Here is a 23,863-nt window from a genome sequence, read left to right on the forward strand (position 1 = left end):
CGACGGCGCAGGCCGAGGACGGGAAGGAGGGGAAACCGCCCTGCCGGTCAGTGCACGCCGGGCGCCCAGGCCTCACCGCGCTCGTGCTGCTCGTCGTGCAGAGCCGCCTCGGCCTCGTGCAGCCGCTCCTCGGCGTCCCGCAGCTGCCGGTAGGCCGGGTCCGTGTGCGGATCGGCGTCCGTCCGTTGCCGGCAGAGCCGCTCGAGCATGGCGGTCTGGTAGTGGGCGTGGGCGGTCTGCACGGCGTCGTGGGCCTGGCCGTGGCGCTGCTCGGCGTCGGTGAACAGGTGGGGTTCGGGGATGCCGTTCTTGATCAGCAGCGTGGCCACGACGAGGTTCAGCAACCAGGAGGAGGCGATCGCGTAGATCGTCAGCACGGTCGCGGCCGTGCTCTGCGGCAGCACGTCGCCGTAGCCGGTGGTGGAGCCGGTGACCGCCGACCAGTACAGGCCCAGGAACCAGTCGTCGTCGGGCTCCAGGGCGGCGAACACCAGGCCGCAGGCGACGAGGTTGACCCAGAAGACGAGCAGCGCCGGCAGCACCTCCCGGCGGATCCCCGGCCAGGCGCGGCGGGCGTGGGTCAGCAGCGTCTCCCCCGTCCGGCTCAACCGGGTGGTCGGTTTCGGGCGCGGGGGAACGCGGGGTGCGCTCATCGGCGAGTCCCTCTCTGCTCGTGCGGCGCCGACGCCGTGGCGCAATCAGCAGGAAGACCTCTCCCCGCGCTGCACCACCGACTGGACCCAGCTGCGCACCGTCTCCTGAGCGGACATCAGCTGTAGTACACCACCCGGAACGACCATCCGCCGCCGTTGGGCTGGCACGTGGAGACGCTGGTCCAGCTGGATTTGTAGGCCGGCTGCTGCGCCTCGCAACGAGCTTTCGTGGCGAAGTAGTACACGGTGGCGCTGTAGGCCGAGGCCGGGGCGATCCCGGCGATCGCCATGGTGGTGGCCAGCGCGGTGGCGGCCAGGCCGCGGGTGATCAGGGTGCGGGGGGACATCCTGGGTTCCTCTCGTCGTGGGCCGCTGAGGGCGCGGCCCCTGTTCGTCACCGTACACAGGCACGATCGGGAGGGCTCGCAAGTGCGGGCAGACCGGCACGGCGCCGCGTCGTCGGCCTTCGCACCTGCCCATGGGTCCTGTTGTCCGCCGCGCCCTCGTCCTCCCGTCCCGGGCCGCACTCACACCGACCGGCTGCGCCACGGCGTCCGGCAAGGGATCCACGGCGTCGACGACCGTCGGGCTCCGCCGGCCCCGCACGGCCACTGCCGTGCCGACTCCCACACCGTCGTTGCCGCGGGCGCCGACGACGTGTGGGGAACGGGGCTGACCGGTGGCCTCTGGGCGGACATCGCCTCGCACGGGTGCGCGGAGCGCAGGAGCCAGGTGCACGTCGCCCTGCTCGAGGCCGGCTGACCATCCCCACGGCTCCGGGCTCGACCGGCCGATAGCCTGGGCTGATGCCGCGCACATCCCACCACGAGCAGCCCCCGTCCGCCCCGGTCCTCTACCTCGTCGCCCCGACCGGCCACCCGAACTTCGGGGACGAGTTCATCGCCGCCGCCTGGCTGCGCCACCTGGCCGCCGTCCACCCCGAGGCCGAGGTGTGGCTGGACTGCACCAACCCCGGCCAGGCCGCCCACCTCGTCGGCTCGCTGCACCCGCGGGTGCGGTTCACCGACACGCTGTGGCGCCTGATCGTCGACACGACCGCCATGGACCCGGTGACCGCCGGCGCCCACATCGACCGGGTGATCACCGACCTCGGCTCCCCGCGCTACGACCTCGGGCTGCTGGCCCTGCGCCGGGCGGGCTCCGTGCACCTGCTCGGCGGCGGCTACATCAACGCGATCTGGCCCCACCACGCCGGGCTGCTGCGCGCGGCGCGCCGGCTCAAGGAGCTCACCGGCGCCGAGCTGTACGCCACCGGCCTGGGCCTGTTCCCCGCCGCCGACGGGACCGCGGTGCGCGAAGCGCTGGCGGCCTTCGACCACGCGACCGTCCGCGACGCCCCCAGCGCCGAGCTGGCCGGGGTGGCCCAGGGCCCCGACGACGCCTTCCTGGGCCTGGAGGCCGTCCCCGGCTTCACCGGGCACCCGGTGCAGGACGGGGAGCCGGACAGGGACGTGTGGGTGTGCCTGCAGTCCGACACCTCCTCCCCCGGCGCCGCCGAGGCCGCGGTCGCCGCGGTGCGCGCCGCCCTGGAGGGCCCGCTGGCCGGGCGGACGGTGCGCTACCTGGAGGCCATCCCCGGGGCGGACCGGACCGGCTTCGAGCAGCTGGCCGACCTGATCCCCGCCGAGCACTTCGTGCCGTTCACCCAGGTGTGGCTCGAGGGCTTCCCGGCGCGCCCCGGGCAGACGTGGCTGACGACCCGGTTCCACTTCCACCTGCTCGCCGCCGCCTGCGGGGCCGCCGGCACCGCCCTGGAGGTCAGCGACGACTACTACCGGACCAAGCACCGGTCGCTGCTGGAGGCCGGCACCGGGTGGACGGTCACCGCCGCGGGCGAGCACCGGCTGAGCACCTCGTCCGCCGCGGTGTCGTTCCCGGCGATCGCGGCAGCGCTGCGGGAGGAGAAGCTGGCCGAGGCGCGGACCCTCTATCCCGGCGGCCGGCACCACGGCGACGGCACGCACCGGGCCGCACCGGAGAGCCGGCACCGCGGCTGGTTCCACCGCCGCTGAGGCCGGCTCGGCGACCGCGGGGGATCACACAGCTCGCGGTCGGGTGTGCGCGTCCGTCGGAACTGCGGCGGGCGCCTCGATCACCGGCGTCGACGTCCGCACGAACACGTCGGACAGGCGCCCTGTCGGGGTGACGACGACGTACTGTCAGGGGTTCCCGGCCAAGCGCCCGGACTTCGTGCAGAACGCCCTGCACATCCGAGGTGCCCATGAACACCCGTCCCGTCGCCTGGACCTTTCTCCACCAGCCGGCGGCGGTGGAGCAGGCCCGGTCGCGCCCCCGCACCGCGGTCGTCGCCCCGGACCCGGACACGGCCGCGGTCCGGTGCACCTCCGGGGCCACGGTGACGATCCCATACGACGCCGACCGGGCCTGCACCGCGCAGCTGCTCTCGGCCGGTCGTCTCGCACCGCCGGCCGGGTCGGACCCGCAGACCTACCCCGACGCCCCGGACGGGCACCAGGTGTGGGTCGAGATCCTCGACGACCTCGACGCCTGCCTGCCGGACCTCTCCCATACCGACCCGGACCTCCGTCTCGTGTCGGCCCGGCGAGAGGGGGCCGTGGCCGAGATCGAGGTCACCGACGGGCTCCACGGTTTCATCGTCCTGGCCGGGCAGGGGGCCGTCGCCGGGCTCACGCTGTGGCGACGGCGCTACCGCGCCCCCACCGGCTGAGTCTCTCCGGCCGGGCCTGTTCTGCTCGGTGCGGAGCCGATCTACCATCGGGTGCCATAGACCCCGTGGTGGAACCGAAGGAGGAGCCCATGCCTGACCACGACGCCCTGCTGGTCTTCCTGCGCGAGCACCTGGAGCAGGAGTGCGGCGGGGACATCCATGTGCTGCGCAGCAGCGTGCGGCGCGCGATCGAGGAGCTGGAGGAGGGCACCGACACGCTCTACGCGCTGGTGGTGGAGTGGGGCGAGGACGCCGGACCCGGGTTCACCGGCCCGACCCGGTGGAAGGTCGTGGAGTCCGAGACGGGCTCCGGGCCGGTCTTCGCCGCGGGCACCGTCACCGGCTTCACCGGCGCCGACGAGGGGCAGGTGGAGATCGCCCAGGCTGTTCAGGAGCACGGCTTCGAGACGGTCGGGGCGTTCCTGTACGGCATCGTCCCCGGCAGCAGCGTGGCCATGGTCCGACGGCTCCCCGCCGCCAGCTGAGGCGCGCCGGACGCAGGTCCTCGACCGTCACCCACCGCGTCCTCGAGCCTGCGCCGTTGAACGCCCACCCGGTGATGCTCCCGGCCGCCGCTGACCGGTAGGCCACCCCGGGCAGCTGCGGCGCTGCGGTCACCAGTGCGGCTTGCGCCGAGCGATCTCGGTCAAGGCCTCCTGGTTCGCGGTTGCCTTCCCGAGGTCCGGCGGCCACTGCCGCACCTCCTCGGCCGCCCATTGAGCCCACCGCCCCGTCATGTCGGCGAAGTCGGACAGGAACCTCCCCACCAGCACCAGATGGGCGCCCCGCGCGGGGAACGGGCCGTCGCCGGTGAGGTAGCGGTCCGCGGTCCGTGCGTCCTCCGCCAGCTGCTGAGCGGCCCAGTCCTGCACGGCGGCGAGAGTGGCCAGCAGGTCGGCCTTCGTGCCGTGCTCGGCGAAGAAGACCTTCAGCAGCGCCTCGAACTCCAGCACCGGCGCCCCACCCGGCTCGGCCAGCCACCGGCCCAGCTGGGCCCGGCCCGCAGTGGTGACCGAGTACAGGGTCCGCTTCCGCTTGCCGACCCGGCCGCTCTCGGCGGCAGCCAGCCCGCGGGCCAGCAGCCTCTTCGGCTCCTCGTAGAGCTTGCTCTCGGCCCGGGGCCAGAACCGGCGCATCCGCACGTGCACCTGCTGGGCCAGCTCGTAGGTGGACCACGGCTTGATCGCCAGCAGACCCAGGATCGCGTACGAGGTCGTCGTCATCTTCGGCGCATCCATTGACCCATTCCTCCTAGTGGGAGCACCATGAAGCCCTCATGCTCCCCAGGGGAGTATTGCACGAGCCAAGTCTCGGCGGAGGTGCTGCTGCCGGTCAAGGTCGGCCGGCGCCACCGTCGCCGCACCAGTCGTCGCCACAGTCGGCACGGCCGGGGACCCCCCGGGTCCGTCCCGTGCTGCGCGGGTCCAGCCCACATCGCAGGTGACGGCTCCCCTCTCGGTCGTCGCTGCGTCCTGTGCGCCTGCGGAAGGTCCCTGCCATGCCTGCCACCACCGTCACCGCCGCGGCGCTGCTCGGCTTCGGGGCCAACCTCGCGCTGCTGACCTCCCTGGGAGCGCAGAACACCTTCCTCATCCGCCAGGGCCTGGCCCACCGTCACGTCGGACTCGTCGTCGGCATCTGCATCGTCTCCGACGCGCTGCTGATCGGCTCCGGGATCACCGGGATGAGCCAGATCCTCACCACCCACCCCTGGGTTCCCACCGCCCTGGCCGTCGGTGGCGCCGGGTTCCTCTACGGATACGCAGGCCTGTCGGCCCGCCGGGCCGTGCATCCTTCTGCCGCCCTGGCCGCCACCACCGGTCGATGTCTCAGCGGGGCAGGACGGACCGCGCTGGCGATCACCGCGATCACCTGGCTGAACCCGCACGTGCTCCTGGAGACCGTGCTGGTGCTCGGTACTGCCGCGACCTCCTGCGGGGCGGGGAACCAGTGGTGGTTCGGCGCCGGAGCCATCACCGCCAGCGCGCTGTGGTTCCTGGCAGTGGGGTTCGGCATCGGGGTGCTGCGGCCGGCTTTCACCCGCCCGATCACCTGGCAGGTCCTGGACGGGGCCACCGCGCTGATGATGCTGGCGCTGGCCACCAGCGTGCTCCTCACCGCCCTCTGAGCCGGGTGAACGATGAGGGTGCGACTCCGCACACATGAGGTGCACCCGCCCGGCGAGCACGCCGAGCCCAGCTCCTCCGAGAAGGAGCCCCGCCATGAAGGCAAGCACCGAGTACGCCGTCCTCACCGGAGGCGCCTGCGCCACCGTCCCCGCGCCCGTCCGCGACCCCGGAACAGACGGCGCTGTGAAGAGTTCCATCCGCCCCGTTCGCCGTGTCGCCGCCGCGACGCTGACCGCTCTCGCGCTCACCGGTTGCTCGCCCTCCGAGGCCGGTCTGGCCAGCCCGCTGGCCCCGGAGCACGCCGCCCGGGAGATGATGACCGGGGACCCGGTGCGCGACGAGCTGGTGGCCACGGCGACGAACCACCCGGACCTCTACCGCCTACTGGGCCCCGAGGACGGGTGCATCGAGGCGGTGCAGCAGCTGCATGCCGCGGTCGGGGAAGTCCTCTCCGCCTCCACCGCCATGCTCGCCAACACGACGGCCCACTCCGCCAAGGTGCACTGGGTGGCCGAGCACTACGGCTACGACTGGCACGACAAGCTCGTGCTCGCCCACGACAACACCACGCTGCGCGGGGCCGTACTGGTGGACGACAAGGACAAGAGCACCGGGCGGACGACCCCGATGTGGCAGCACATCGTCTTCGACCGCAACTACGACCAGGACACTCCCGGCCCGCGGATCCACGACCGGTCCGCGGCGGCCCCGGACACCATCGCCGCCACGGTCGAGTCGCGGACGCACCAGCTGGCCGCCGGCTGACCGGCCCGTCTCGGCGCCCGTCGGTCCGGGTGCCGCGGCCCGCTCAGTTGCACACGACCTCGGAGCTGCCGTTGCGCGCCTGCCCGTCGACCTGCACGAACGTCTGGCTGATGACGCAAACGTCCCCGTTCTCGAAGCTCAGCGTGGTGGTCGCATCCACCCGGGTGACCTGGTCGTCCCACTCCCACGGCGAGATGTACTGCTCGTAGACCGTGAAGGAGTGATGGGTGCCAGCCTCACGGTAGTACAACCCGTCCCAGGTGTACCCCTCGGAGGTGTGCGTGCCCTTGTCCCGGTTCAGTTGCCGGCCGTTGGGCAGCACCACTTGCAGGGCCCGGCCCTCCAGCGTGGTGCACAGCTTGTTGCCCAGCATGTCGTCGTAGCAGGTCTCCACCTCGTACGGCTGGTTCCCTGCGGTGACCGCTCCCTGCCCCGCCGCCTGCGCGGGCGTCCCTCCGGCCAGGACCAGAAGTCCTGCTGCGGCAACGCCCCAGACCGCTCGTCCTCGTCCACCCATGTCAGCCTCCCGTGGCGCCGTAGTGCGGGTCTGTCGTCCTCACGACCGCCTCCTGCGTTGTGCAGACGCAATCAGCATGCGACCCGGCGTTCGCACTCGCAACGAAAGGGTGGGAGAAGCGACGCAACCGTGACCGTCCGTCGCTTCGTGACGGCCCTCAGCCGCTCGTGCGGCTCGCCTCGACGAAGGTCAGCTCCACCAGCCGGCCGGTGTGCGTGACGTCCAGCCAGTCGGTCAGCGCGGCGTCCGGGACGCGCGGGGCGGTGATGACCGTCCTCACCCCGCGTTCCCAGGCCGCTTCGAAGAGCTCCTCGGTGATCGTCACGCCCAGCCCGGTCAGAAGGCTTGGAGATCATTCCAGAATGAGTGCCACGTCGCAGTTGAACGCTGACGGGGTCCCCGGCGACCCTGGTGGGCATGATGGGGGATCTCGTGCCGGACTCGTTGTGGGAGCGAGTCGAACCCCTGCTGCCAGTACGATCACCTCGGCGCGACCAGCACCCCGGGCGCGAGCCGGCCCACGACTGGGCCGTCCTGAACGGGATTGTGTTCGTGCCCGAGACCGGGCTCGGCTGGAACCAGCTGCCCCAGAATCAGTCCCGGGTCTCTGGGGTGACGTGCTGGCGGCACAGGAGGGACTGGACGGAGGCTGGAGTGTGGCCGGCGGCGCACGAGATGCCGTTGGCCGAGCTGCACGCAGCCGGGGCACTGGACCTGGACCGGTGCGCGGTGGACAACTCGCACGTGCGGGCCCTCAAGAGAGGGACCACATCGGCCCCGGCCCCGTCGATCGCGGCCGGCCCGGCTCCAAGCACCACCTGACTGTCGAGGCGAACGGCATCCCGCTGCAGGTCCGCCTCTCTGGCGGCAACCGCAACGACGTCGCCCACGAGCTGCCCCTGGTCGGCTCCAACCCGCCGATCCGCGGACTCAGCGGCCGACCCCGGCGACAACCCCGGGAACTGGTGACCGACCGTGGCTACGGCCACGGCAAGTACCGGCGACTGCTGCACGCCCACGAGATCACCCCGCGCATCGCCCGCCGCGGAGTCGCTCACGGCTCCGGGCAGGGCCAGCGCCGCTGGGTGGTCCAGCGCGGCTTCGCCTGGCTGCTCTCCTGCGAGCGACTCCGGACTCGTGGGAGCGTCGGGCCGACCTCCACCTCGGGCTCCTGGAACTGGCCTGCAGACTGATCTGCCATCGACGGCTCACCGCACTATGAAATGACTTCTCAGACCATTCGGCGGACATCGACCCGGAGCACAAGAATCGACAGATCTTGTTGCCAGGAGCCAGGCGGTCCGCCCGGGGAGTCCGCTCTGGACCACGAGCACTTCCACCGCGCAATTGCCCAGGACCGGTCTACCGGCACGGCACTCGGGCGCCGGCAGGCGGCCTCGTGCGGCAAGGCCCCTGCACGCAGCGGACCTACCCCCACGATTGGGCACCGGCCGATGCGGTGTTCGCTGCCATACCCGTCACCACCGAGGAGACGACCGATGACCGCTTGCACCTCGACCCTGATCCGGGCCCAGTCCCCCGACGGCGTGATCAGCGCCGAGAACTCGCTCCTGTGACGGGTGCCGGAGGACCGAGGTGGAGCTCGCCGGGCTCGAAGCCCAGAAGGCCCGATCGCCCAGCCGAGCCGACGGACACCCCGGTAGTCCAGCACGGAGAACGGGGTGACCGCTGGTTCTTCCGGTCACGCGAGTCCGAGCTGCCGGGCCATGTCGGCCAGGTCCAGGTAGCGGTGTTCCACCTCGGTCAGCCCGTTCTCGTCGTTCCGGTTGAAGACGGCCATGGGGACCGACACCGTCCTCCCGGTGGGCGGCACCTCGCCGGCAGAGGAAGTGAGAGGTCCGGTGTGGGTGCCGGTGAACAGCAGCCGCATCGCCACGGTGGCCCCGTCCACGACCAGTTCTTCGATCTCGATCGCCATGTCCGGCATTGCGGTGATCCAGTGCTCGGTGTCCTGCGCGATGGCCTCCGTCCCGCGCACCGGCTCCGGATTGGCGGAGGTGTGGACGACAGCATCCGGGCTGTAGGTCGCGGCGAACGCCGCGGTGTCGTGGGCGTTGAGCGCTGCGATGGCCCGCTCGACCAGCCGCCGGCGATCTCCGGTCGCTGCGCTGACGGGGCCGGTGCCACTGCTGCTGGTGTGGGTGTCGCTCATGACGGGTTCCTCTCCCGGTCGGGGTGGCCCCGCCCTTGATGGCGAGGCCAGATGCTGGTGGTCGGCTACGGGGCGGGGATGGCCTCTGGGGTCGCTTGGTCGAGCAGGTCGCAGAGGTCGAAGACGTACTCCGCGGTGTTCTCGGTGATCTCCACCGAGACCGCAGGCGGTGGCTGCTGGCCGGGCACCGGTGCCGACTCCAGGGTGATGGTGCTCGAGAGGCGTCCGGAGAGGTAGATGAACGCCTGCGGCAGCCCGGCCTCCTCCATCGCCTGCACGTCCATCTCGTCCACGGCGACCACCATCGACGGCCCGGTGTAGTCGAAGGTGGCGGTCACACCGTCGGCGTCGTAGGTCTCGATCGCCCGCCCGTCCAGGAGCACGTCCTCCAGCGTCGCCCCGTCGGATGCCCGGGTGATGTCCACGGTGAGATCCCCGCGGTACTCGACCACGGTGTCCCCCTCGTCCGTCACCAGGGCGCGGTACTGGCCGGTGCCGCCGTCATCAGCGGCGATGGTGAGCTCCGAGCCGCACAGCGGAACGGTGTCGGTCGCGAAGAACTCCGCGGGCAGCGGCACGAACTTCCCGTGCGTGCTCGCCGGCGGGAACTCATTCTCGGCCGGTGGCTCGGGTGGCGGCGTGAGCTCGGCGGCGCTGGCCGGTGCGACCACGGCCAGCAGAAGTGAGGCGGTCGCGGCGATGACGCGGTGGGTCGTGTCCATGATCAGTCCTGGGAGTCGGGCGCCGAGGAGAAAGCCGGGCTGCGGACCTCCGGCGGGTGCAGCGGATGGAAGCGGTGCCGCGGGCGTCACCGGACGGCGCCCGGGGCTCCAGTGTGACCGGCCCGCCCGGTCAAGGACGCGGACAGCAGGCGGCTGGCCGCGTGATCGTTATCGTCACCCCCGGCGGACCCGTCACACTCGGGCCCGAGTCGGTGCCATGGCGAACGCCTGCACCCTGCGGCCTGGTGGTCTTGCCACACTCGGCACCAGAACCGGCCGCGGAGCCGATGTGGCGCAACGGAGGATGCGGTGAACCGGCCGACGTCGAGAGATTCTGCTCTCACGTGCCCGGGGGCCCGACCGAGCAGGCATGCTGGTCATTGGAGAGGAGCGTTCAGCGACGACGGGTACGGGCGCTTCCGGTTCACCACGGGTACCGACCAGAAGGTCGTCTCCGCCCACGGTTTCGCCCTGGCCACCGTCCACGGCGGACTGGAGGCGATCGCCGACCAGACTGCCCTGTACTGGTGCGACGTGCCGCTGTGCGTGCACGCTGTTCTGACCCGGGCGCCCGCAACGACTGCCGCCAGCAGGTCTTGCACATCAGCAATGACGTCCGACCGGTCCCCCGCACCGCAAGGGCCACGGCCTGCTGATGCGGGCCACGTTCGATCTGCGCGAGGCCGCCTGCACCTACTACTCCGAGGACGAGATCGCCGAGTTCGAGGCCCAGGACGCCTGACCACCCGCCCACGACGACGACTCCCCGGCGCTTCATGACGGACCCCGGGCGTTCGACAGGCCGGAACCGGCTGGCACTGAGCGCTACTCCTCGTCGCGGCGGTCTCGCTCGTGGGTCCGGATCCGCCACTCCAGCCAGTCCAGCACCGGACGACCGATGAGGAACGCGAGCCCCAGCAACAGGATCCAGATCGGGAACACCCCGCGGAACATCCAGATGATCCACATGCCCAGGGTTACCACCACCACACCGGCGCAGACCCCGAGCACCTCGCCACGCACGATGCCCCCCTCCTGCACGGTCATGCTGCTGCCCGCATCGTGACACGAGCCGGTGCCGAGCGGCGTCATCTCATCGGCGGCGCCGTGGTCGGCGAGTCAGTCGAGGAACCCGGTCTCCGGGTTGATCTCGGCCAGGAAGGAGATGATGTCGCGCTCCATCTCCTCGCGACTCACTGGGTGGGAGGGGTTGCCGGCGGAGGTGAAGCCGTAGCCCTCGGGGTGGTCGGTCCAGGAGTAGTCGTGGACCCCCGGCTCGCCGGCCCGGGCCCGGACGGTGAACTCCTGGCCCTGCACGGTGAACCGGACCGGGTCGGTCTCGTCCTGCATGGCGTCTCCTCGACCGTTCAGCGGCGCCGGGGGTCGTCCGCGGCGGATGTCCGTGGCCCGGAGCGCGCGCGGGTACGGGCGCCGGTCACGCCGACGACGGCCAGGGCGACGAACCACAGGCCCGGGAACCACCGCTGCCAGCCGGTCCACGACGTCGACCCGGCCCGTCCCACGATCTTCTGAGCCCCGCCCGAGACAGCCACCGCCGGCACGTCCTGGACATCAGCGATGACGCCCGGCCGGCCCCTCACGTGCGGGCCGCAGCGGCTGGCGGCATCCCACGCCGGGCATCCATCGTCCGGGCGTGGGCGCTCTCCATCCGGGCGCCCAGGATGAAGGCCGTGCCGATGATCGGCCCGAGCACCCAGGCCGAGCCGAACCCGGCGAGGGCGACCAGCAGCACGGTCACCCCCCAGGCCCCCACCCCGACCAGCCAGCACAGCACCACCATGGGCAGGGCCGTGGTGACGTAGTCGGTGGTCGCCGGCAGCGGCTCCGGATCCCCTTGCGTCTCCAGCTGCCGGTGCCGGACCCGGGTGCGGATGAGGACCACGAAGCAGATCGACAAGGCGAGCAGACCGGACACGGCGTTCGTCAGTCCGTACCCGCCGACGGCGATCAGCCAGCTCCACACCGCCTCGAGGAGCTCGTCGCCGAGGAAGGTCCACAGGAACCACGCGGCGACCCACCACAGCCACCTGAAGCGGTGCCTCGGCGCACCGGCAGGCTCGACACCGTTCTCCTCGGACTCCACTCGTCCCCCCTGCCCTCGCTCCGTGGGCTTCAGCGTAGGCACGGGCCGCGCCCTGTGTCCGTCCGCACACATGAGGGGAGGGCCGTTCCGCCCCCACCGCGCCCTGGACCGGACCACCTCCGACACCGCCCACCGCGCCCTGCCCAGGGCCACGCCCACCGGTGCGCCGACCGGGTGGCGGATCCGCACCGACCGCGTCGACAGGACCGGCCGCGTCAGCGTGCGCCTGCACTCGAGGCGGCACCACATCGGCATCGGGCGGGCCTACGCCCGGACCCCCGTCACGATGTTCCTCCACGGCCGGCACGAGCTGACCGTCGACCCGGCCACCGGACTCGTCCTCCGGAACGTCGTCCTCGACCCAGCCCGCGACTACCGGCCACGATCCCTCGACCAGCACCCGGGGACGGAAAAACACCCCGGACCGTGGGTCCGGGGTGTTCTCCGATGTCCTGGGACATCGCATCGTGCGCGAGGGGGGACTTGAACCCCCACCCTCTAATACGAGGACTAGCACCTCAAGCTAGCGCGTCTGCCTATTCCGCCACCCGCGCGAGTGGATCCAGGACCTCGTCCGGACCCTTCCGGGGCCGTCCGTCCTGAACGCAACGAGGAATAATCTACCACACCGTGCGGGCGGTTTCATCCGGGCGGGGACGCTCACAGCACCGAGCGGTAGACCTCCAGGGTGCGCTCGGCGATCGACTCCCACGCGAAGTGCTCCTCGGCCCGGCGGCGCCCGGCCTCGCCCATCGCGGCGGCGCGGGCCGGGTCGGCGGCGACCTCGGTGAGGGCGGCGGCGAAGTCGGCGACGAACCGCTCGGGGTCCAGCGGCGTGCCCGTGCCGTCCTGGACCTGCTCGAGGGGCACGAGCCGGCCCGTGACGCCGTCGTCGACGACCTCGGGGATCCCGCCGGTCGCGGAGGCGACCACGGCGGTGCCGCAGGCCATCGCCTCGAGGTTGACGATGCCCAGCGGCTCGTAGACCGAGGGGCAGGCGAAGACCGTGGCGTGGGAGAGGATCTGGGCGATCTCCCGGCGCGGCAGCATCTTCTCGATGAGCACCACCCCGGACCGGGTGGCCTGCAGGTCGGCGATCAGGGCGTTGACCTCGGCACCGAGCTCGGGGGTGTCGGCGGCCCCGGCGCACAGCACGAGCTGGACGTCCTCGGGCAGGCGCGCGGCGGCGCGCAGAAGGAAGGGCACCCCCTTCTGACGGGTCACCCGGCCGACGAAGACCACGGAGGGCCGCTGCGGGTCGATGCCGTAGGACTCCAGGACGTCGGTGTCCCGGTCCGGGGACCACTGGGCGACGTCGATGCCGTTGTGCACGGTGCGCACCCGCGCCGGGTCCACCGCCGGGTAGGAGCGCAGGATGTCCTCGCGCATCCCGTCGGAGACGGCGATGATCGCGGCCGCCGACTCGTAGGCGGTGCGCTCCACGAACGAGGAGACGGCGTAGCCGCCGCCGAGCTGCTCGGCCTTCCACGGCCGCAGCGGCTCGAGGGAGTGGGCGGAGAGCACGTGCGGAATCCCGTGCATCAGCGCGGAGAGGTGCCCGGCCATGTTGGCGTACCAGGTGTGGGAGTGCACGAGGTCGGCCCCGGCGACGTCCCCGACCATGGCGAGGTCCACGCCGAGGGTCTGGATCGCCGCGTTGGCCCCGGACAGCTCCGCCGGGACCGGGTAGGCCTGCACCTTCGCGCCGGCGACCTCGGGCTCGCGGGGTGCGCCGAAGCAGCGCACCCGCAGGTCGACCAGCGGGGCCAGCACCCGCGAGAGCTCGGACACGTGGACTCCGGCGCCGCCGTAGATCTCGGGCGGGAACTCCTTGGACAAGATATCGACTCGCACGCTCCCGAGCGTACTGCAGGGGCCCCGCCCGCAGGGGCGGGCGGGCGGGCGCGGCGCGGGAGTGACGCCCCACGACGAAACCCGTGTGCCGCCGCTCGCCCGCGCGGGCGTCCCTTAAGACACAATGAGGCCAGCACCGACCGGTCCGGCCGGACCCGTTGCCGACGACGTCAGAGAGGTTCCCATGCCCCACCGTAAGAAGGTACTCGCGATCGTCCTGGCCGGAGGGGAGGGCAAGCGCCTCATGCCGCTGACCGAGGACCGCGCCAAGCCGGCCGTCCCGTTCGGCGGCAGCTACCGGCTGATCGACTTCGCCCTGTCGAACATCGTGAACTCCGGCTACCTGCAGGTCGTGGTCCTCACCCAGTACAAGTCCCACTCCCTGGACCGCCACGTCTCGGAGACCTGGCGGCTGTCCACCCAGCTGGGCAACTACGTCACCACGGTCCCGGCCCAGCAGCGTCGCGGCAAGGACTGGTTCCTGGGCTCGGCCAACGCCATCTACCAGTCGATGAACCTCATCGACGACGCCAAGCCGGACATCGTCGTCGTGGTGGGCGCGGACCACGTCTACCGGATGGACTTCTCGGCGATGGTCGACTTCCACGTCTCCTCCGGGGCGCGGGCGACCGTGGCCGGGGTGCGCCAGCCGATGGAGATGGTCACCTCCTTCGGCGTCATCGAGACGGACCCCGAGGACGTCACCCGCATCACCCGCTTCGTGGAGAAGCCGTCCTCGACCGCGCCGCTGCCGGACGACCCCGACGCGTTCCTCGCCTCGATGGGCAACTACGTCTTCGACACCGACGCCCTCGTGGAGGCCCTGCGCGCCGACGAGGCCCGCGAGGACACGGCCCACGACATGGGCGGGGACATCATGCCCTGGTTCGCCGACCGGGGCGAGGCGGCCGTCTACGACTTCACGCACAACGACGTGCCCGGCTCCACGGAGCGGGACCGCCAGTACTGGCGCGACGTCGGGACCCTGGACTCCTACTACGACTCGCACATGGACCTGATCCGGCCGCTGCCGGTGTTCAACCTCTACAACTACTCCTGGCCGATCTACACCTACGGCATCCAGGCCCCGCCGGCGAAGCTCGTGCGCGGCCCGCACGGCGAGGGCGGGGTCGCGACCGACTCGATGCTCTCCGCGGGGGTGCTCATCACCGGCGGGCGGGTGCGCGAGTCGGTGCTCTCCCCCAAGGTCTACGTCGAGAACGACGCCACCGTGGCCCAGTCGGTGCTCATGGACAACGTGCGCATCGGCGAGGGCGCCGTCGTCGAGCGCTGCATCCTCGACAAGAACGTCGTGGTGCCCCCGGGCGTGCGCGTCGGGGTGGACCACGAGGAGGACCGGGCCCGCGGGCTGACCGTCACCCCCTCCGGGCTGACGGTCGCCCCGAAGAACCACCGCTTCGACCGCTGAGCCCCTGACCCCTCGGCACCGGTCCCGCCCCGCCGGGGCGGGAGGACGACGGCGGGCCGCACCCCCTCCCGGGAGGACGGCCCGCCGTCGGCGTGCGAGGGGACCGGTCAGGCCCGGCGCGTGACCGCGACGGTCACGGCCAGCTCCGTGGCCCCGCCGCCGCCGGTGAGCATGCCCTTGAGCGGGGTCACGTCGGTGTAGTCGCGCCCGCGCGCCACGGTGACGTGGAAGTCGGTCAGCGCCGTGTGGTTGGTCGGGTCGTAGGCCCACCAGCCGTCGTTCCACGACTCGACCCAGGCGTGGGACTCCCCCTGCACCGTGGCCCCCACCTCGGCCCCGGCGTCGGGGTGGAGGTAGCCGGAGACGTAGCGGGCCGGCACCCCGAGGTGGCGCAGCATCCCGATCGCCACGTGGGCGAGGTCCTGGCAGACCCCCCTGCCCTCGCGCCAGGCGGCCTCGGCGTCGGTGTGCACCCCGGTCACCCCGGGGGCGTAGCGCATGTGCCCGGCGATCCGGGCGTAGACGGCCGCGACCGCCGCCGCCGGGTCGGCCGCGCCCGCGCGCACGTGCTCGGCGACGGCCTCCAGCTCCGGGCCCAGCCGGGTGAGCGCGGTCTGCGGCACGTGGTCGGAGACCGCGTCGAGGACCTCCGGCACGGCGAGCTCCTCCCACGAGAGCCCGTCCGGGGCGCGCCCGGGGGGCGGGCGGTGCACCTCGACGGTCGCCGCGGAGCGGACCTCCAGGTGGTGGTGGCGGCCCTGGACGTCGAAGGCCGTCACCCGGGTGCCCCAGTAGTCGCGGTAGTGGCTGACCGTGGCCGTGCCGGGGCTCAGCGTCAGCTCCGCCTCGAGCACCACCTGCTCGTCGTCGGTCACCGGCGTCATCCGCGCCTCGTTGTAGGACGCCGAGACGGAGCGCCCGTAGTCGTAGCGGGTGACGTGGTCGATCGTGAGGCGGGTCACAGGATCCCTCCGAACCATGAGTCCTCGACGGCGTGGGAGAAGTACTTCGCGCCCACCGCCTCCGAGGCGCGGGCGCAGGCGGCCTGCACGTTGTTGAGGTGCCCGGGCAGCACCGCCATGAGGTCCTCGGCGTGGTGGAACTCCAGGGCGGTGCGGGCCTCGCCGACGATCCGCCGGGCGTCGTCCTTGAAGCCGACCCGCTGCAGCCCCGGCTCCATCTGCACGAGGATCTCCTCGGCGGTGGTCAGCGCGTGCAGGATCGAGCGGGGGAAGAGCCGGTCCAGGAGCAGGAACTGGGTGGCCGACTCGTCGCTGAAGGTCCCGTAGCGGGTGCGCAGGAACGCCTCGTAGGCCCCGGCGCAGTGCAGGATCGAGACCCAGGACATGCCCTCGGTCGCGGTCGTGGAGCGGGTCCACAGCAGCCGGGAGGTCATGTCGGCCCGCTCCAGGGCCGCGCCCAGACCCAGGAACAGCCACGACTCGTCGTGGGACATCGTCATCTGGATCTGCCCGCGCACGGTCGCCATCCGCTCGATCGCCCAGTGGCAGACGCGGAAGGTGCCCACGACGTCGCGGCGGTGCCCGCCCAGCCCGTAGTGGGTCGAGTTCAGGGCCTCCCACATGGCCGAGGAGACGGTCTCCCGGGCCCGGCGGGCGTTCTCGCGGGCCGCGTGCAGCGACCCCGAGATGGAGGTGGGCGAGTCCCGGTTCCAGGCCAGCTCGTGGACGAGCGAGTCCACGCCGTAGTCCCCGTGCTCGGGCGCCACGCCCATGACGGCCATGATCCGGCGGACCTCCGCCTCCTGCTCCGCCGCGGGCAGCTGGGTGATCCGCTCCAGGTGGACGTCGAGGATGCGGGCCACGCCGTCGGCGCGCTCCACGTAGCGCCCGATCCAGAACAGCGACTCCGCGATCCGGCTCAGCACGGCGCCCCCTTCCCCGGCCCCGCGGCGGGGGCCTGCTGCTGCTGTTGCTGCTCCTGCCCGGTGTCCCCCTCGTCCTGCCAGGACGCGGAGACCGGCCAGGTGTGCACGGTGCCGTCGACGTCGGCCGGCGGCTCCCGGCCGGGGTCGAGGTCCTGGGTCTGCGGCTGGCCGAGCACCCACGTGTCCTTCGACCCCCCGCCCTGGGAGGAGTTGACGATCAGCGAGCCCTTCTGCATGGCCACGCGGGTCAGCCCGCCGGGCAGGACGTAGACCCCGTCGCCGCTGTTGACCGCGAAGGGGCGCAGGTCCACGTGCCTCGGGCCGAAGCCGCCGTCGGCGAACGTGGGCACGGTCGACAGCTGCAGCACCGGCTGGGCGATCCACCCGCGCGGGTCGGCCAGCACCTTCGCCCGCAGCTCCTCCAGCTCCGCGGCCGTGGCCGTGGAGCCGATGACCAGGCCCTTGCCGCCGGAGCCGTCGACCGGCTTGACCACGAGCTCCTCGAGGTGCTCGAGCACCCAGGCGCGGGCCTCGGGCTCCTCGAGCCGGTAGGTGTCCACGTTGGGCAGCACCGGCTCCTCGTCGAGGTAGTAGCGGATGAGGTCGGGCACGTAGGAGTAGGTGAGCTTGTCGTCGGCCACGCCGTTGCCCACCGCGTTGGCGATCGTCACGTTGCCGGCGCGGGCGGCGTTGACCAGCCCGGAGCAGCCCAGCACGGAGTCGGGGCGGAAGTGCAGCGGGTCCAGGAACTCGTCGTCGATGCGCTTGTAGATCACGTCCACCCGCTGCTCGCCGTCGGTGGTGCGCATGTAGACCCTGTCCCCGCGCACCACGAGGTCGCGGCCCTCCACGAGCTCCACGCCCATCAGGCCCGCGAGCAGGGCGTGCTCGAAGTAGGCGGAGTTGAACACCCCGGGGGTGAGGACCACGACCACGGGGTCCTCGGCGGCCTCGGGGGCGGTGGCGCGCAGCGCCCGGTACAGGTGGCGGGGATAGGCCTCGACGGCGCGGATGGACCGGGACATGAACGCCTCCGGCAGGCCCTTGGTCATCGCCCGGCGGTTCTCGATGACGTAGGAGACCCCGGAGGGCACCCGCACGTTGTCCTCGAGGACCCGGAACACGCCCTGCTGGTCGCGGATCACGTCGATGCCGGCCACGTGGATGCGCACCCCGCCGGCGGGCCGGAAGCCCCAGACCGCACGGTGGAAGTGGGCGGAGGAGGTGATCAGCGAGCGCGGGACGATCCCGTCGGCCACGACGCGCTGGTCGCCGTGGACGTCGTCGAGGAAGCACTCGAGGGCGCGCACCCGCTGGACGACCCCGCGCTCGATCACCGCCCACTCCTCGGCGGGGATCACCCGGGGAACGATGTCGAGGGGGAAGGGCCGCTCCTCCCCCGCGAAGTCGAAGGTGACCCCGCGGTCGAGGAAGGAGCGGGCCATCGAGTCGGCGCGCGCGTGGACGTCGCCCAGCGAGAGGGCGTCGAGCACCTGCCCGATCTGCTCGTAGGCGGGGCGCAGCCGCTGCTCGGGGGTGAACATCTCGTCGTAGGCCGCCGCACCGGCCATCTCGGCGGCGTAGCGGTCGAACAGCTCGGACATCGCGGGCGGTCACGCGCCTTTCCGGGTTCGTCCCCGGCGGGGAGCGGGGGCACGCGCCGTGGTGCCCGCGCCGTGGTCCACGGCGGTGCCCCGATTCTGTCACGGGGGACGTCCCGGGAACCCGCAGGACGTGCCCATACGATGGAGGCGACCGACCGACCCGCCGTCTGGAGGACCATGCCCACCGAGCACGCCCGCACCCGCCCGAAGGACGCCACCCGCGACCTGCTGCGCGACGGCTACACCTGGGCCGACGCCGCCCGCGCCCGCGCCGCCGACCCCGCCGCCCGGGCGCTGCCGGTGCGGCTGCTCGGGCGCCCGGCGCTGCTGGTGCGCGGGGCGGAGGCCGTGCGCTTCTTCTACGACGGGACCCTGCTGCGCCGCGAGGGCGCGGTGCCGCTGGCCGTGCGGCTGCCGCTGTTCGGCCGCGGCGCGGTGCACGGGCTCGACGACGGGCCCCACCACCGGCGCAAGGAGCTGTTCCTGCGCGCCACCGAGCCGCGGCGCCGGGCGGGCCTCGTGGCCGCCGCCGACGCCGGCTGGGCGCGGGCCGTGGCCGCCGGGGGCCCGCTCGACGTCCACGCCACGGCCGTGCGCGTGCACGGGCGCGCGGTCCAGCGCTGGGCCGGGATCGAGCTGCCCGAGGCGGAGCTGGACCGGCGCGCGGCCGGGCTCGCGCAGGTCGTGGACGGCTTCGGCGTGCCCGGCCCGGCCTGGGTGCAGGCCCTGCGCGCCCGGCGGGAGAGCGAGTCCTGGGCCCTGGAGCTGATCGGGCGCACGCGGCTGGACGCCGTGCGCGCCGGGCGCGCGCCCGACGAGCTGAGCGTGCTCGAGCTCGTGGCCGGGCACCGGGGCGAGGACGGGCAGCTGCTGCCGGGGCACACCGCCGCGGTGGAGCTGCTGAACCTGCTGCGCCCGACCGTGGCGGTGAGCTGGTTCGCCGCCTTCGCCGCCCTGGCCCTGCACGAGCACCCCGGGTGGGCCCGGCGCCTGCGCGAGGAGGCGGCCGGGCGGGCCACGGCGGTGGGCGGGCCCGAGGCCACGGCCTTCGCCCACGAGGTCCGCCGGCTCTTCCCCTTCGTGCCCCTGCTCGCCGCCCGGGCCCGGCGCCCCCTGGAGTGGGGCGGGCACCGGCTGGAGGCCGGGCAGCGCGTGGTCCTGGACGTGCACGGGACGAACACGGACCCCTGGGAGTGGGAGCGGGCCGGGGAGTTCGACCCCGCCCGCTTCCTCGGGACCGGGGCGGGCGCGGCCGCGAACCTCGTGCCGCAGGGCGGCGGGGACGTCGCCGCGGGCCACCGCTGCCCCGGCGAGGACGTCACGGTCGCGGTCCTCGCCGTGGCCGCCGCGCACCTGGCCTCCCGGGACTGGCGCACCGACCCGGCGGGGCTGCGCTACGACCTGCACCGGATGCCCACCCGCCCGCAGGGCGGGCCCGTCCTGGAGCCGCTGGCGTGAGCCCCGCGCACGAGGGCGCCGCGCACGAGGGCGCCGCGCGGGTGACCGTGGTCGTGGCCACCCGCAACCGCCGCGAGGAGCTGCTCGCCCACCTGCACCACCACGAGGGCCCCGTCGTCGTCGTCGACAACGCCTCGGAGGACGGCACGGCCGAGGCCGTGCGCGCCGCCCGCCCGGACGTGAAGGTCGTGGCGCTGCCGCGCAACGCGGGGGCCGTGGCCCGCACCGTCGGGGTCCGCGCGGCCCGCACCCCGTACGTGGCATTCGCCGACGACGACTCGTGGTGGGCCCCCGGCGCCCTCGCCCGCGCCGCCGCGGTGCTCGACGCCCACCCGCGGGTGGGCCTGATCGCCGGCTCGATCGCCGTGGGCCCGCAGGAGCGCCCCGACCCGCTCAACGCCGTGCTCGCCGCCTCCCCGCTGGGCATCCCGGCCGGGTGCCCCGGCCCGGCCCTGCTGGGCTTCGTGGGCTGCGGGGCGATCGTGCGCCGCTCGGCGTTCCTGGCCGTCGGCGGCTTCGACGACGTCGTGCGCTTCCCCGGGGAGGAGGAGCGGGTGGCCCTCGACCTCTTCGACGCGGGCTGGCGGCTGGCCTACGTCCCCGAGGTCCGCGCCCACCACCACCCCTCCCCCCGGCGCGAGAGCGGCGAGCGGCGCCAGGCCGAGCTCGTGCGCAGCCGGCTGCTCACCGCCCTGATGCGCCGCCCGTGGCGGGCCGTGGCCCGCGAGGCCGCCGGCGCCCTGCGGGCCGGCTCGCGCGGGCGGCGCGGGCTGGCCTCCGCGCTGCCGCGCGTGCCCGCCGCCCTGCGCGCCCGCCGCCGGGTCTCGCCCACGACCGAGGCCGCCCTGGCCCGGCTGCACGGGCAGGACGAGACCGCACCCCGCACCGCCGACCTCGAGGAGAGCTCGTGACCGAGACCGCCGCACGCCCCGACGACCGGGTGGCCGTCGTGATGATCACCCACAACCGCCGCGAGGAGGCGCTGCTGGCGCTGGCGCGGCTGCGGGAGCTGCCCGAGGCCCCGCACGTGGTGGTCGTGGACAACGGCTCCGCCGACGGCACGGCCGAGGCGATCCGCGCGCAGCACCCGTGGGCGCAGCTCGTGGCCAGCCCCGTGAACCTCGGGGCGGTCGGGCGCAACGTCGCGATGGAGCGGGTGGACACGCCCTACGTGGCCTTCTGCGACGACGACACGTGGTGGGAGCCCGGGGCGCTGCGCCGGGCCGCCGACGCCCTCGAGGCCCACCCCCGCCTGGGCGTGGTCACGGGCCGGATCCTCGTGGAGCCGGGGGGCCGGGAGGACGCGATCAACGCCGAGCTGCTGCACTCGCCCGTGGAGGGCCCCGACTGGCTGCCGGGACCGGCCCTGGGCAGCTTCCTCGCGGGCGCCTCCGTGGTGCGCGCGGAGGCCTTCCGGGAGGTCGGCGGCTTCAGCGAGCGGCTGTGGCTGGGCGGCGAGGAGGAGCTGCTGGCGGCCGACCTCGCCACCGCCGGGTGGGAGCTCGTGCACCTGCCCGAGGTGGTCGTCCACCACCAGGCCTCGACCGTGCGCGACCCGCACCTGCGCCGCCGGCACGGGCTGCGCAACACGCTGTGGTTCATCTGGCTGCGCCGGCCCCTGCGGGCGGCGCTGCGCCGCAGCCGCGACGTGCTGGCCGGGGCCCCGCGCGACCGGGTGACCGCGCTGGCGCTCCTCGACGCCGTGCGCGGGGCGCCGTGGGTGCTGCGGGAGCGGCGCCCCCTGCCCGAGCGGGTCGAGCGCCGCTTCCTCGCCCTCGAGGACTCCCAGCGCACCAGCGCAGCCCGGCGCTACGTCAGCTGAGGACCGCGCCCGCGCACGCACGGCGGGCCCGCCCCTGCACCGCACCCCCCCACGGACCCGGCCCCGACGGGACGGACCCCGAACGACTGCACCAGGAGGACGACGATGGCACGCTACGGCCGGCGCCGGGATTCCATCAGCGGCTGGTCCACGCTGCACCGGCTCCACATCGGCGTGGACGTGGGCGGGGCGGAGGTGGCCGCCGCGGTGGTCGACCCGGTCCCGGGCTCGCTGCTGACCCCGGTGCGGCGGGTGCCGGCGCCGGTGCCCGCGACCCCGGAGGCGGTCGCGGCCGTGGTGGCCGAGGCGGTGGCCGAGCTGGCCGCCGGCCCGCACGCCCCGGACGAGGAGGCCAGCGTGGGCGTGGCCCTGCCGGCGATCGTGCGGCAGGGCACCACGCGCTCGGCCGCGCACATCGACCCGGGGTGGGTCGGGCTGGCCGCCGACCGGTTCCTGGCCGAGCGGGTGGGCCGGCCGGTGCACGTGATCAACGACGCCGACGCCGCGGGGATCGCCGAGGCCCACCACGGCGCCGGGCGGGACCCGGACGGCCGGCCGGTGGCCGGGACGGTGCTGCTCGTGACCCTGGGCACCGGCATCGGCTCGGCGATGATCGTCGACGGGCGCCTCGTGCCCAACCTGGAGCTGGGCCACCTCGAGGTGGGCGGGGTCCCGGCCGAGCAGCTCGCCTCGGCGGAGGCGAAGGAGCGCGAGGGCCTGGACTGGCCCGCCTACGCGCAGCGGCTGCAGCGCTACCTCGCCCACCTGGAGTTCGTCGCCTCCCCCGACCTGATCGTCGTGGGCGGGACGCTGTCCGACCAGCACGAGCGGTTCCTGCCGCTGCTGCGGCTGTCCACCCCGGTGGTCCCGGCGGCGCTGCGTGCGGCCGCCGGCGTGGTCGGCGCCGCCCGCACGGCCTACCTGTCCGTGCCCCCGCTGGACTGACCGGCACCGGGTCCCGCCGGGGCGCGGGGCGGGTCAGCCGGCGCGGTGGGCGGCGGGTGCGGCGCTGCCCTCGAGGGCGGTGCGGAACCACTCGACGGTGCGCCGCAGCCCCTCCTCCCAGGCGACCTCCGGGGCCCATCCCAGGACCTCGGCGGCCAGCGCCGTGTCCGGGCGGCGGACCTGCGGGTCGTCGACCGGGCGGCCGACGAACTCGAGGGACGAGGCCGAGCCGGTCGCGGCGAGCACGTCCTCGGCGATGCGCAGCACGGACAGCTCGTGCGGGTTGCCGATGTTCATGGGCCCGCTGTGCCCGCTGTCGGCCAGCGCCAGGATCCCGCGCACGAGGTCGGAGACGTAGCACACGGACCGGGTCTGGGAGCCGTCCCCGGCCACCGTCAGCGGCTCCCCCGCCAGCGCCTGGCGGATGAAGGTCGGGATCGCCCGCCCGTCGAAGGGCCGCATGCGCGGTCCGAACGTGTTGAAGATTCGCACGATCGCGGTGTCCACCCCGTGCTCCGCCCGGTAGGCGACCGTGAGCGCCTCGGCGTAGCGCTTGGCCTCGTCGTAGACCCCGCGCGGGCCCACCGGGTTGACGTGGCCCCAGTAGCTCTCCGGCTGGGGGTGGACCTGCGGGTCGCCGTAGACCTCGGAGGTCGAGGCCAGCACGAACCGGGCGCCCTTGTCCTTGGCCAGGCCCAGGGCGTGGTTGGTGCCGATCGAGCCGACCTTGAGGGTGTGGATGGGCAGCTTGAGGTAGTCGATCGGCGAGGCCGGCGAGGCGAAGTGCAGCACGAGGTCCACGTCCCCGGGCACGTGCACGTAGTCGGTCATGTCGCACTGGACGAGCCGGAAGCCGGGGTCGCCCACCAGGTGCTCGATGTTGGCGGCCGAGCCGGTGAGGAAGTTGTCCAGGCACACGACCTCCACCTCGCGCCGGCGCAGCTCGGTGCACAGGTGGCTGCCCAGGAAGCCGGCGCCGCCGGTGACGACGGCCCGGCGGACGGTGCGGGCGGGGATCGGGGCGTCGGTGGTGCTCACGGGGCTCCTCGGGTCGGTGGGACGGGATGCGGGACGTGCGGGGTGCAGGAGG

25 protein-coding genes, 1 tRNA gene and 1 pseudogene are annotated in these 23,863 nt (G+C 73.5%); 11 read left to right on the forward strand and 16 right to left on the reverse strand.

Annotation, left to right across the window (positions count from 1 at the left end):
• Nucleotides 1-47 precede the first annotated feature (47 nt).
• Together LQU92_RS01490 and LQU92_RS01495 are read right to left on the reverse strand one after the other, a co-directional pair.
• Entirely contained in the window at nucleotides 48-653 is a 606-nt protein-coding gene (locus tag LQU92_RS01490; protein WP_230660117.1) for a potassium channel family protein, read from the reverse strand.
• A gap of 116 nt (nucleotides 654-769) precedes the next feature.
• Complete coding sequence (locus tag LQU92_RS01495; RefSeq protein ID WP_230660120.1) at nucleotides 770-1,000, reverse strand: hypothetical protein; 231 nt, start codon at nucleotides 998-1,000, stop codon at nucleotides 770-772.
• Between the two features lie 459 nt (nucleotides 1,001-1,459).
• Between LQU92_RS01495 and LQU92_RS01500 the strand changes: the two genes are divergently transcribed.
• The 3 genes from LQU92_RS01500 (at nucleotide 1,460) to LQU92_RS01510 (ending at nucleotide 3,848) form a co-directional block, all read left to right on the forward strand.
• Nucleotides 1,460-2,686 carry a polysaccharide pyruvyl transferase family protein gene (locus tag LQU92_RS01500; RefSeq protein ID WP_230660123.1) on the forward strand — a complete coding sequence of 409 codons (1,227 nt, stop codon included), beginning with the start codon at nucleotides 1,460-1,462 and terminating at the stop codon, nucleotides 2,684-2,686.
• Nucleotides 2,687-2,895: 209 nt separating this feature from the next.
• The gene (locus LQU92_RS01505; protein ID WP_230660126.1) at nucleotides 2,896-3,363 is read left to right on the forward strand and encodes a hypothetical protein; all 468 of its coding nucleotides are present in this window, start codon (nucleotides 2,896-2,898) and stop codon (nucleotides 3,361-3,363) included.
• 89 nt (nucleotides 3,364-3,452) lie between these two features.
• The gene (locus LQU92_RS01510; protein ID WP_230660129.1) at nucleotides 3,453-3,848 is read left to right on the forward strand and encodes a hypothetical protein; all 396 of its coding nucleotides are present in this window, start codon (nucleotides 3,453-3,455) and stop codon (nucleotides 3,846-3,848) included.
• Nucleotides 3,849-3,977: 129 nt separating this feature from the next.
• Here LQU92_RS01510 and LQU92_RS01515 read toward each other — a convergent pair whose 3' ends face one another.
• A complete protein-coding gene (locus LQU92_RS01515) occupies nucleotides 3,978-4,586 on the reverse strand; it encodes a PadR family transcriptional regulator (protein WP_230660132.1) in 609 nt (202 codons plus the stop codon).
• Between the two features lie 275 nt (nucleotides 4,587-4,861).
• Between LQU92_RS01515 and LQU92_RS01520 the strand changes: the two genes are divergently transcribed.
• Together LQU92_RS01520 and LQU92_RS01525 are read left to right on the forward strand one after the other, a co-directional pair.
• Nucleotides 4,862-5,491 (forward strand): LysE/ArgO family amino acid transporter, encoded by a 630-nt coding sequence (locus LQU92_RS01520; RefSeq protein WP_230660135.1) that lies wholly within the window; start codon nucleotides 4,862-4,864, stop codon nucleotides 5,489-5,491.
• Between the two features lie 94 nt (nucleotides 5,492-5,585).
• The gene (locus LQU92_RS01525; RefSeq protein ID WP_230660138.1) at nucleotides 5,586-6,257 is read left to right on the forward strand and encodes a hypothetical protein; all 672 of its coding nucleotides are present in this window, start codon (nucleotides 5,586-5,588) and stop codon (nucleotides 6,255-6,257) included.
• A 43-nt stretch (nucleotides 6,258-6,300) separates the two neighbouring features.
• On the opposite strand, the gene LQU92_RS01530 is transcribed toward LQU92_RS01525, so the two are convergent.
• Both LQU92_RS01530 and LQU92_RS01535 read right to left on the reverse strand, forming a co-directional pair.
• On the reverse strand, nucleotides 6,301-6,774 hold the full coding sequence (locus LQU92_RS01530; protein ID WP_230660141.1) for a hypothetical protein: 474 nt from the start codon (nucleotides 6,772-6,774) through the stop codon (nucleotides 6,301-6,303).
• 157 nt (nucleotides 6,775-6,931) lie between these two features.
• The gene (locus LQU92_RS01535) at nucleotides 6,932-7,099 is read right to left on the reverse strand and encodes a hypothetical protein (RefSeq protein WP_230660144.1); all 168 of its coding nucleotides are present in this window, start codon (nucleotides 7,097-7,099) and stop codon (nucleotides 6,932-6,934) included.
• Nucleotides 7,100-7,191: 92 nt separating this feature from the next.
• Between LQU92_RS01535 and LQU92_RS01540 the strand changes: the two are divergent.
• Nucleotides 7,192-7,996: pseudogene (locus LQU92_RS01540) on the forward strand (IS5 family transposase).
• A 480-nt stretch (nucleotides 7,997-8,476) separates the two neighbouring features.
• Here LQU92_RS01540 and LQU92_RS01545 read toward each other — a convergent pair.
• The 7 genes from LQU92_RS01545 to glgA form a co-directional block, all read right to left on the reverse strand.
• Nucleotides 8,477-8,947: an ester cyclase gene (locus LQU92_RS01545; RefSeq protein WP_230660147.1), complete on the reverse strand. Its 471-nt coding sequence runs from the start codon at nucleotides 8,945-8,947 to the stop codon at nucleotides 8,477-8,479.
• A gap of 65 nt (nucleotides 8,948-9,012) precedes the next feature.
• Nucleotides 9,013-9,669 carry a hypothetical protein gene (locus LQU92_RS01550; protein ID WP_230660150.1) on the reverse strand — a complete coding sequence of 219 codons (657 nt, stop codon included), beginning with the start codon at nucleotides 9,667-9,669 and terminating at the stop codon, nucleotides 9,013-9,015.
• An 825-nt stretch (nucleotides 9,670-10,494) separates the two neighbouring features.
• Complete coding sequence (locus LQU92_RS01555; protein WP_230660153.1) at nucleotides 10,495-10,716, reverse strand: hypothetical protein; 222 nt, start codon at nucleotides 10,714-10,716, stop codon at nucleotides 10,495-10,497.
• Nucleotides 10,717-10,788: 72 nt separating this feature from the next.
• Nucleotides 10,789-11,019, reverse strand: coding sequence for a hypothetical protein (locus LQU92_RS01560; protein ID WP_230660155.1), 231 nt, complete (start codon nucleotides 11,017-11,019; stop codon nucleotides 10,789-10,791).
• 247 nt (nucleotides 11,020-11,266) lie between these two features.
• The gene (locus tag LQU92_RS01565; RefSeq protein WP_230660157.1) at nucleotides 11,267-11,773 is read right to left on the reverse strand and encodes a hypothetical protein; all 507 of its coding nucleotides are present in this window, start codon (nucleotides 11,771-11,773) and stop codon (nucleotides 11,267-11,269) included.
• A 468-nt stretch (nucleotides 11,774-12,241) separates the two neighbouring features.
• A tRNA-Leu gene (locus tag LQU92_RS01570) sits at nucleotides 12,242-12,327 on the reverse strand.
• A gap of 106 nt (nucleotides 12,328-12,433) precedes the next feature.
• Nucleotides 12,434-13,627 carry a glycogen synthase gene (gene glgA, locus LQU92_RS01575; protein ID WP_101852384.1) on the reverse strand — a complete coding sequence of 398 codons (1,194 nt, stop codon included), beginning with the start codon at nucleotides 13,625-13,627 and terminating at the stop codon, nucleotides 12,434-12,436.
• Between the two features lie 184 nt (nucleotides 13,628-13,811).
• Here glgA and glgC point away from each other — a divergent pair, with 184 nt between their 5' ends.
• Nucleotides 13,812-15,056 carry a glucose-1-phosphate adenylyltransferase gene (gene glgC, locus LQU92_RS01580; protein WP_230660160.1) on the forward strand — a complete coding sequence of 415 codons (1,245 nt, stop codon included), beginning with the start codon at nucleotides 13,812-13,814 and terminating at the stop codon, nucleotides 15,054-15,056.
• 107 nt (nucleotides 15,057-15,163) lie between these two features.
• Here glgC and LQU92_RS01585 read toward each other — a convergent pair whose 3' ends face one another.
• From LQU92_RS01585 to LQU92_RS01595, 3 genes are read right to left on the reverse strand one after another with little or no spacing between them, the layout of a single operon-like run.
• A complete protein-coding gene (locus LQU92_RS01585) occupies nucleotides 15,164-16,018 on the reverse strand; it encodes a transglutaminase family protein (RefSeq protein WP_230660164.1) in 855 nt (284 codons plus the stop codon).
• The gene (locus LQU92_RS01590) at nucleotides 16,015-16,944 is read right to left on the reverse strand and encodes an alpha-E domain-containing protein (protein ID WP_101852386.1); all 930 of its coding nucleotides are present in this window, start codon (nucleotides 16,942-16,944) and stop codon (nucleotides 16,015-16,017) included. The genes LQU92_RS01585 and LQU92_RS01590 overlap by 4 nt, the downstream gene beginning before the upstream one ends.
• A complete protein-coding gene (locus LQU92_RS01595; RefSeq protein ID WP_101852387.1) occupies nucleotides 16,938-18,548 on the reverse strand; it encodes a circularly permuted type 2 ATP-grasp protein in 1,611 nt (536 codons plus the stop codon). Before LQU92_RS01595 ends, LQU92_RS01590 begins: the two co-directional genes overlap by 7 nt.
• 177 nt (nucleotides 18,549-18,725) lie before the next feature.
• Here LQU92_RS01595 and LQU92_RS01600 point away from each other — a divergent pair, with 177 nt between their 5' ends.
• The 4 genes from LQU92_RS01600 to ppgK all read left to right on the forward strand — a co-directional run bounded on the left by LQU92_RS01600 (nucleotide 18,726) and on the right by ppgK (nucleotide 22,773).
• On the forward strand, nucleotides 18,726-20,006 hold the full coding sequence (locus LQU92_RS01600; RefSeq protein WP_230660167.1) for a cytochrome P450: 1,281 nt from the start codon (nucleotides 18,726-18,728) through the stop codon (nucleotides 20,004-20,006).
• A complete protein-coding gene (locus tag LQU92_RS01605) occupies nucleotides 20,003-20,917 on the forward strand; it encodes a glycosyltransferase family 2 protein (protein ID WP_230660170.1) in 915 nt (304 codons plus the stop codon). Before LQU92_RS01600 ends, LQU92_RS01605 begins: the two co-directional genes overlap by 4 nt.
• The gene (locus LQU92_RS01610; protein ID WP_230660173.1) at nucleotides 20,914-21,828 is read left to right on the forward strand and encodes a glycosyltransferase family 2 protein; all 915 of its coding nucleotides are present in this window, start codon (nucleotides 20,914-20,916) and stop codon (nucleotides 21,826-21,828) included. The genes LQU92_RS01605 and LQU92_RS01610 overlap by 4 nt, the downstream gene beginning before the upstream one ends.
• A gap of 105 nt (nucleotides 21,829-21,933) precedes the next feature.
• Complete coding sequence (ppgK, locus tag LQU92_RS01615; RefSeq protein ID WP_230660176.1) at nucleotides 21,934-22,773, forward strand: polyphosphate--glucose phosphotransferase; 840 nt, start codon at nucleotides 21,934-21,936, stop codon at nucleotides 22,771-22,773.
• A 33-nt stretch (nucleotides 22,774-22,806) separates the two neighbouring features.
• On the opposite strand, the gene LQU92_RS01620 is transcribed toward ppgK, so the two are convergent.
• The gene (locus LQU92_RS01620) at nucleotides 22,807-23,811 is read right to left on the reverse strand and encodes a UDP-glucuronic acid decarboxylase family protein (protein ID WP_101852390.1); all 1,005 of its coding nucleotides are present in this window, start codon (nucleotides 23,809-23,811) and stop codon (nucleotides 22,807-22,809) included.
• Between the last annotated feature and the right edge of the window lie 52 nt (nucleotides 23,812-23,863).

The organism is Kocuria sp. LUK (genome assembly GCF_021012935.1).
GTDB classification, from domain to species: Bacteria; Actinomycetota; Actinomycetes; order Actinomycetales; family Micrococcaceae; genus Kocuria; species Kocuria flava.

Coding starts and splice junctions, on each gene's coding strand:
- LQU92_RS01530 (WP_230660141.1), bottom strand. CDS start 6,774: ATGGGTGGACGAGGACGAGCGGTCTGGGGCGTTGCCGCAGCAGGACTT.
- LQU92_RS01520 (WP_230660135.1), top strand. CDS start 4,862: ATGCCTGCCACCACCGTCACCGCCGCGGCGCTGCTCGGCTTCGGGGCC.
- LQU92_RS01510 (WP_230660129.1), top strand. CDS start 3,453: ATGCCTGACCACGACGCCCTGCTGGTCTTCCTGCGCGAGCACCTGGAG.
- glgC (WP_230660160.1), top strand. CDS start 13,812: ATGCCCCACCGTAAGAAGGTACTCGCGATCGTCCTGGCCGGAGGGGAG.
- LQU92_RS01550 (WP_230660150.1), bottom strand. CDS start 9,669: ATGGACACGACCCACCGCGTCATCGCCGCGACCGCCTCACTTCTGCTG.
- LQU92_RS01500 (WP_230660123.1), top strand. CDS start 1,460: ATGCCGCGCACATCCCACCACGAGCAGCCCCCGTCCGCCCCGGTCCTC.
- LQU92_RS01525 (WP_230660138.1), top strand. CDS start 5,586: ATGAAGGCAAGCACCGAGTACGCCGTCCTCACCGGAGGCGCCTGCGCC.
- ppgK (WP_230660176.1), top strand. CDS start 21,934: ATGGCACGCTACGGCCGGCGCCGGGATTCCATCAGCGGCTGGTCCACG.
- LQU92_RS01490 (WP_230660117.1), bottom strand. CDS start 653: ATGAGCGCACCCCGCGTTCCCCCGCGCCCGAAACCGACCACCCGGTTG.
- LQU92_RS01495 (WP_230660120.1), bottom strand. CDS start 1,000: ATGTCCCCCCGCACCCTGATCACCCGCGGCCTGGCCGCCACCGCGCTG.
- LQU92_RS01595 (WP_101852387.1), bottom strand. CDS start 18,548: ATGTCCGAGCTGTTCGACCGCTACGCCGCCGAGATGGCCGGTGCGGCG.
- LQU92_RS01515 (WP_230660132.1), bottom strand. CDS start 4,586: ATGACGACGACCTCGTACGCGATCCTGGGTCTGCTGGCGATCAAGCCG.
- LQU92_RS01600 (WP_230660167.1), top strand. CDS start 18,726: ATGCCCACCGAGCACGCCCGCACCCGCCCGAAGGACGCCACCCGCGAC.
- LQU92_RS01545 (WP_230660147.1), bottom strand. CDS start 8,947: ATGAGCGACACCCACACCAGCAGCAGTGGCACCGGCCCCGTCAGCGCA.
- LQU92_RS01505 (WP_230660126.1), top strand. CDS start 2,896: ATGAACACCCGTCCCGTCGCCTGGACCTTTCTCCACCAGCCGGCGGCG.
- LQU92_RS01560 (WP_230660155.1), bottom strand. CDS start 11,019: ATGCAGGACGAGACCGACCCGGTCCGGTTCACCGTGCAGGGCCAGGAG.
- LQU92_RS01555 (WP_230660153.1), bottom strand. CDS start 10,716: ATGACCGTGCAGGAGGGGGGCATCGTGCGTGGCGAGGTGCTCGGGGTC.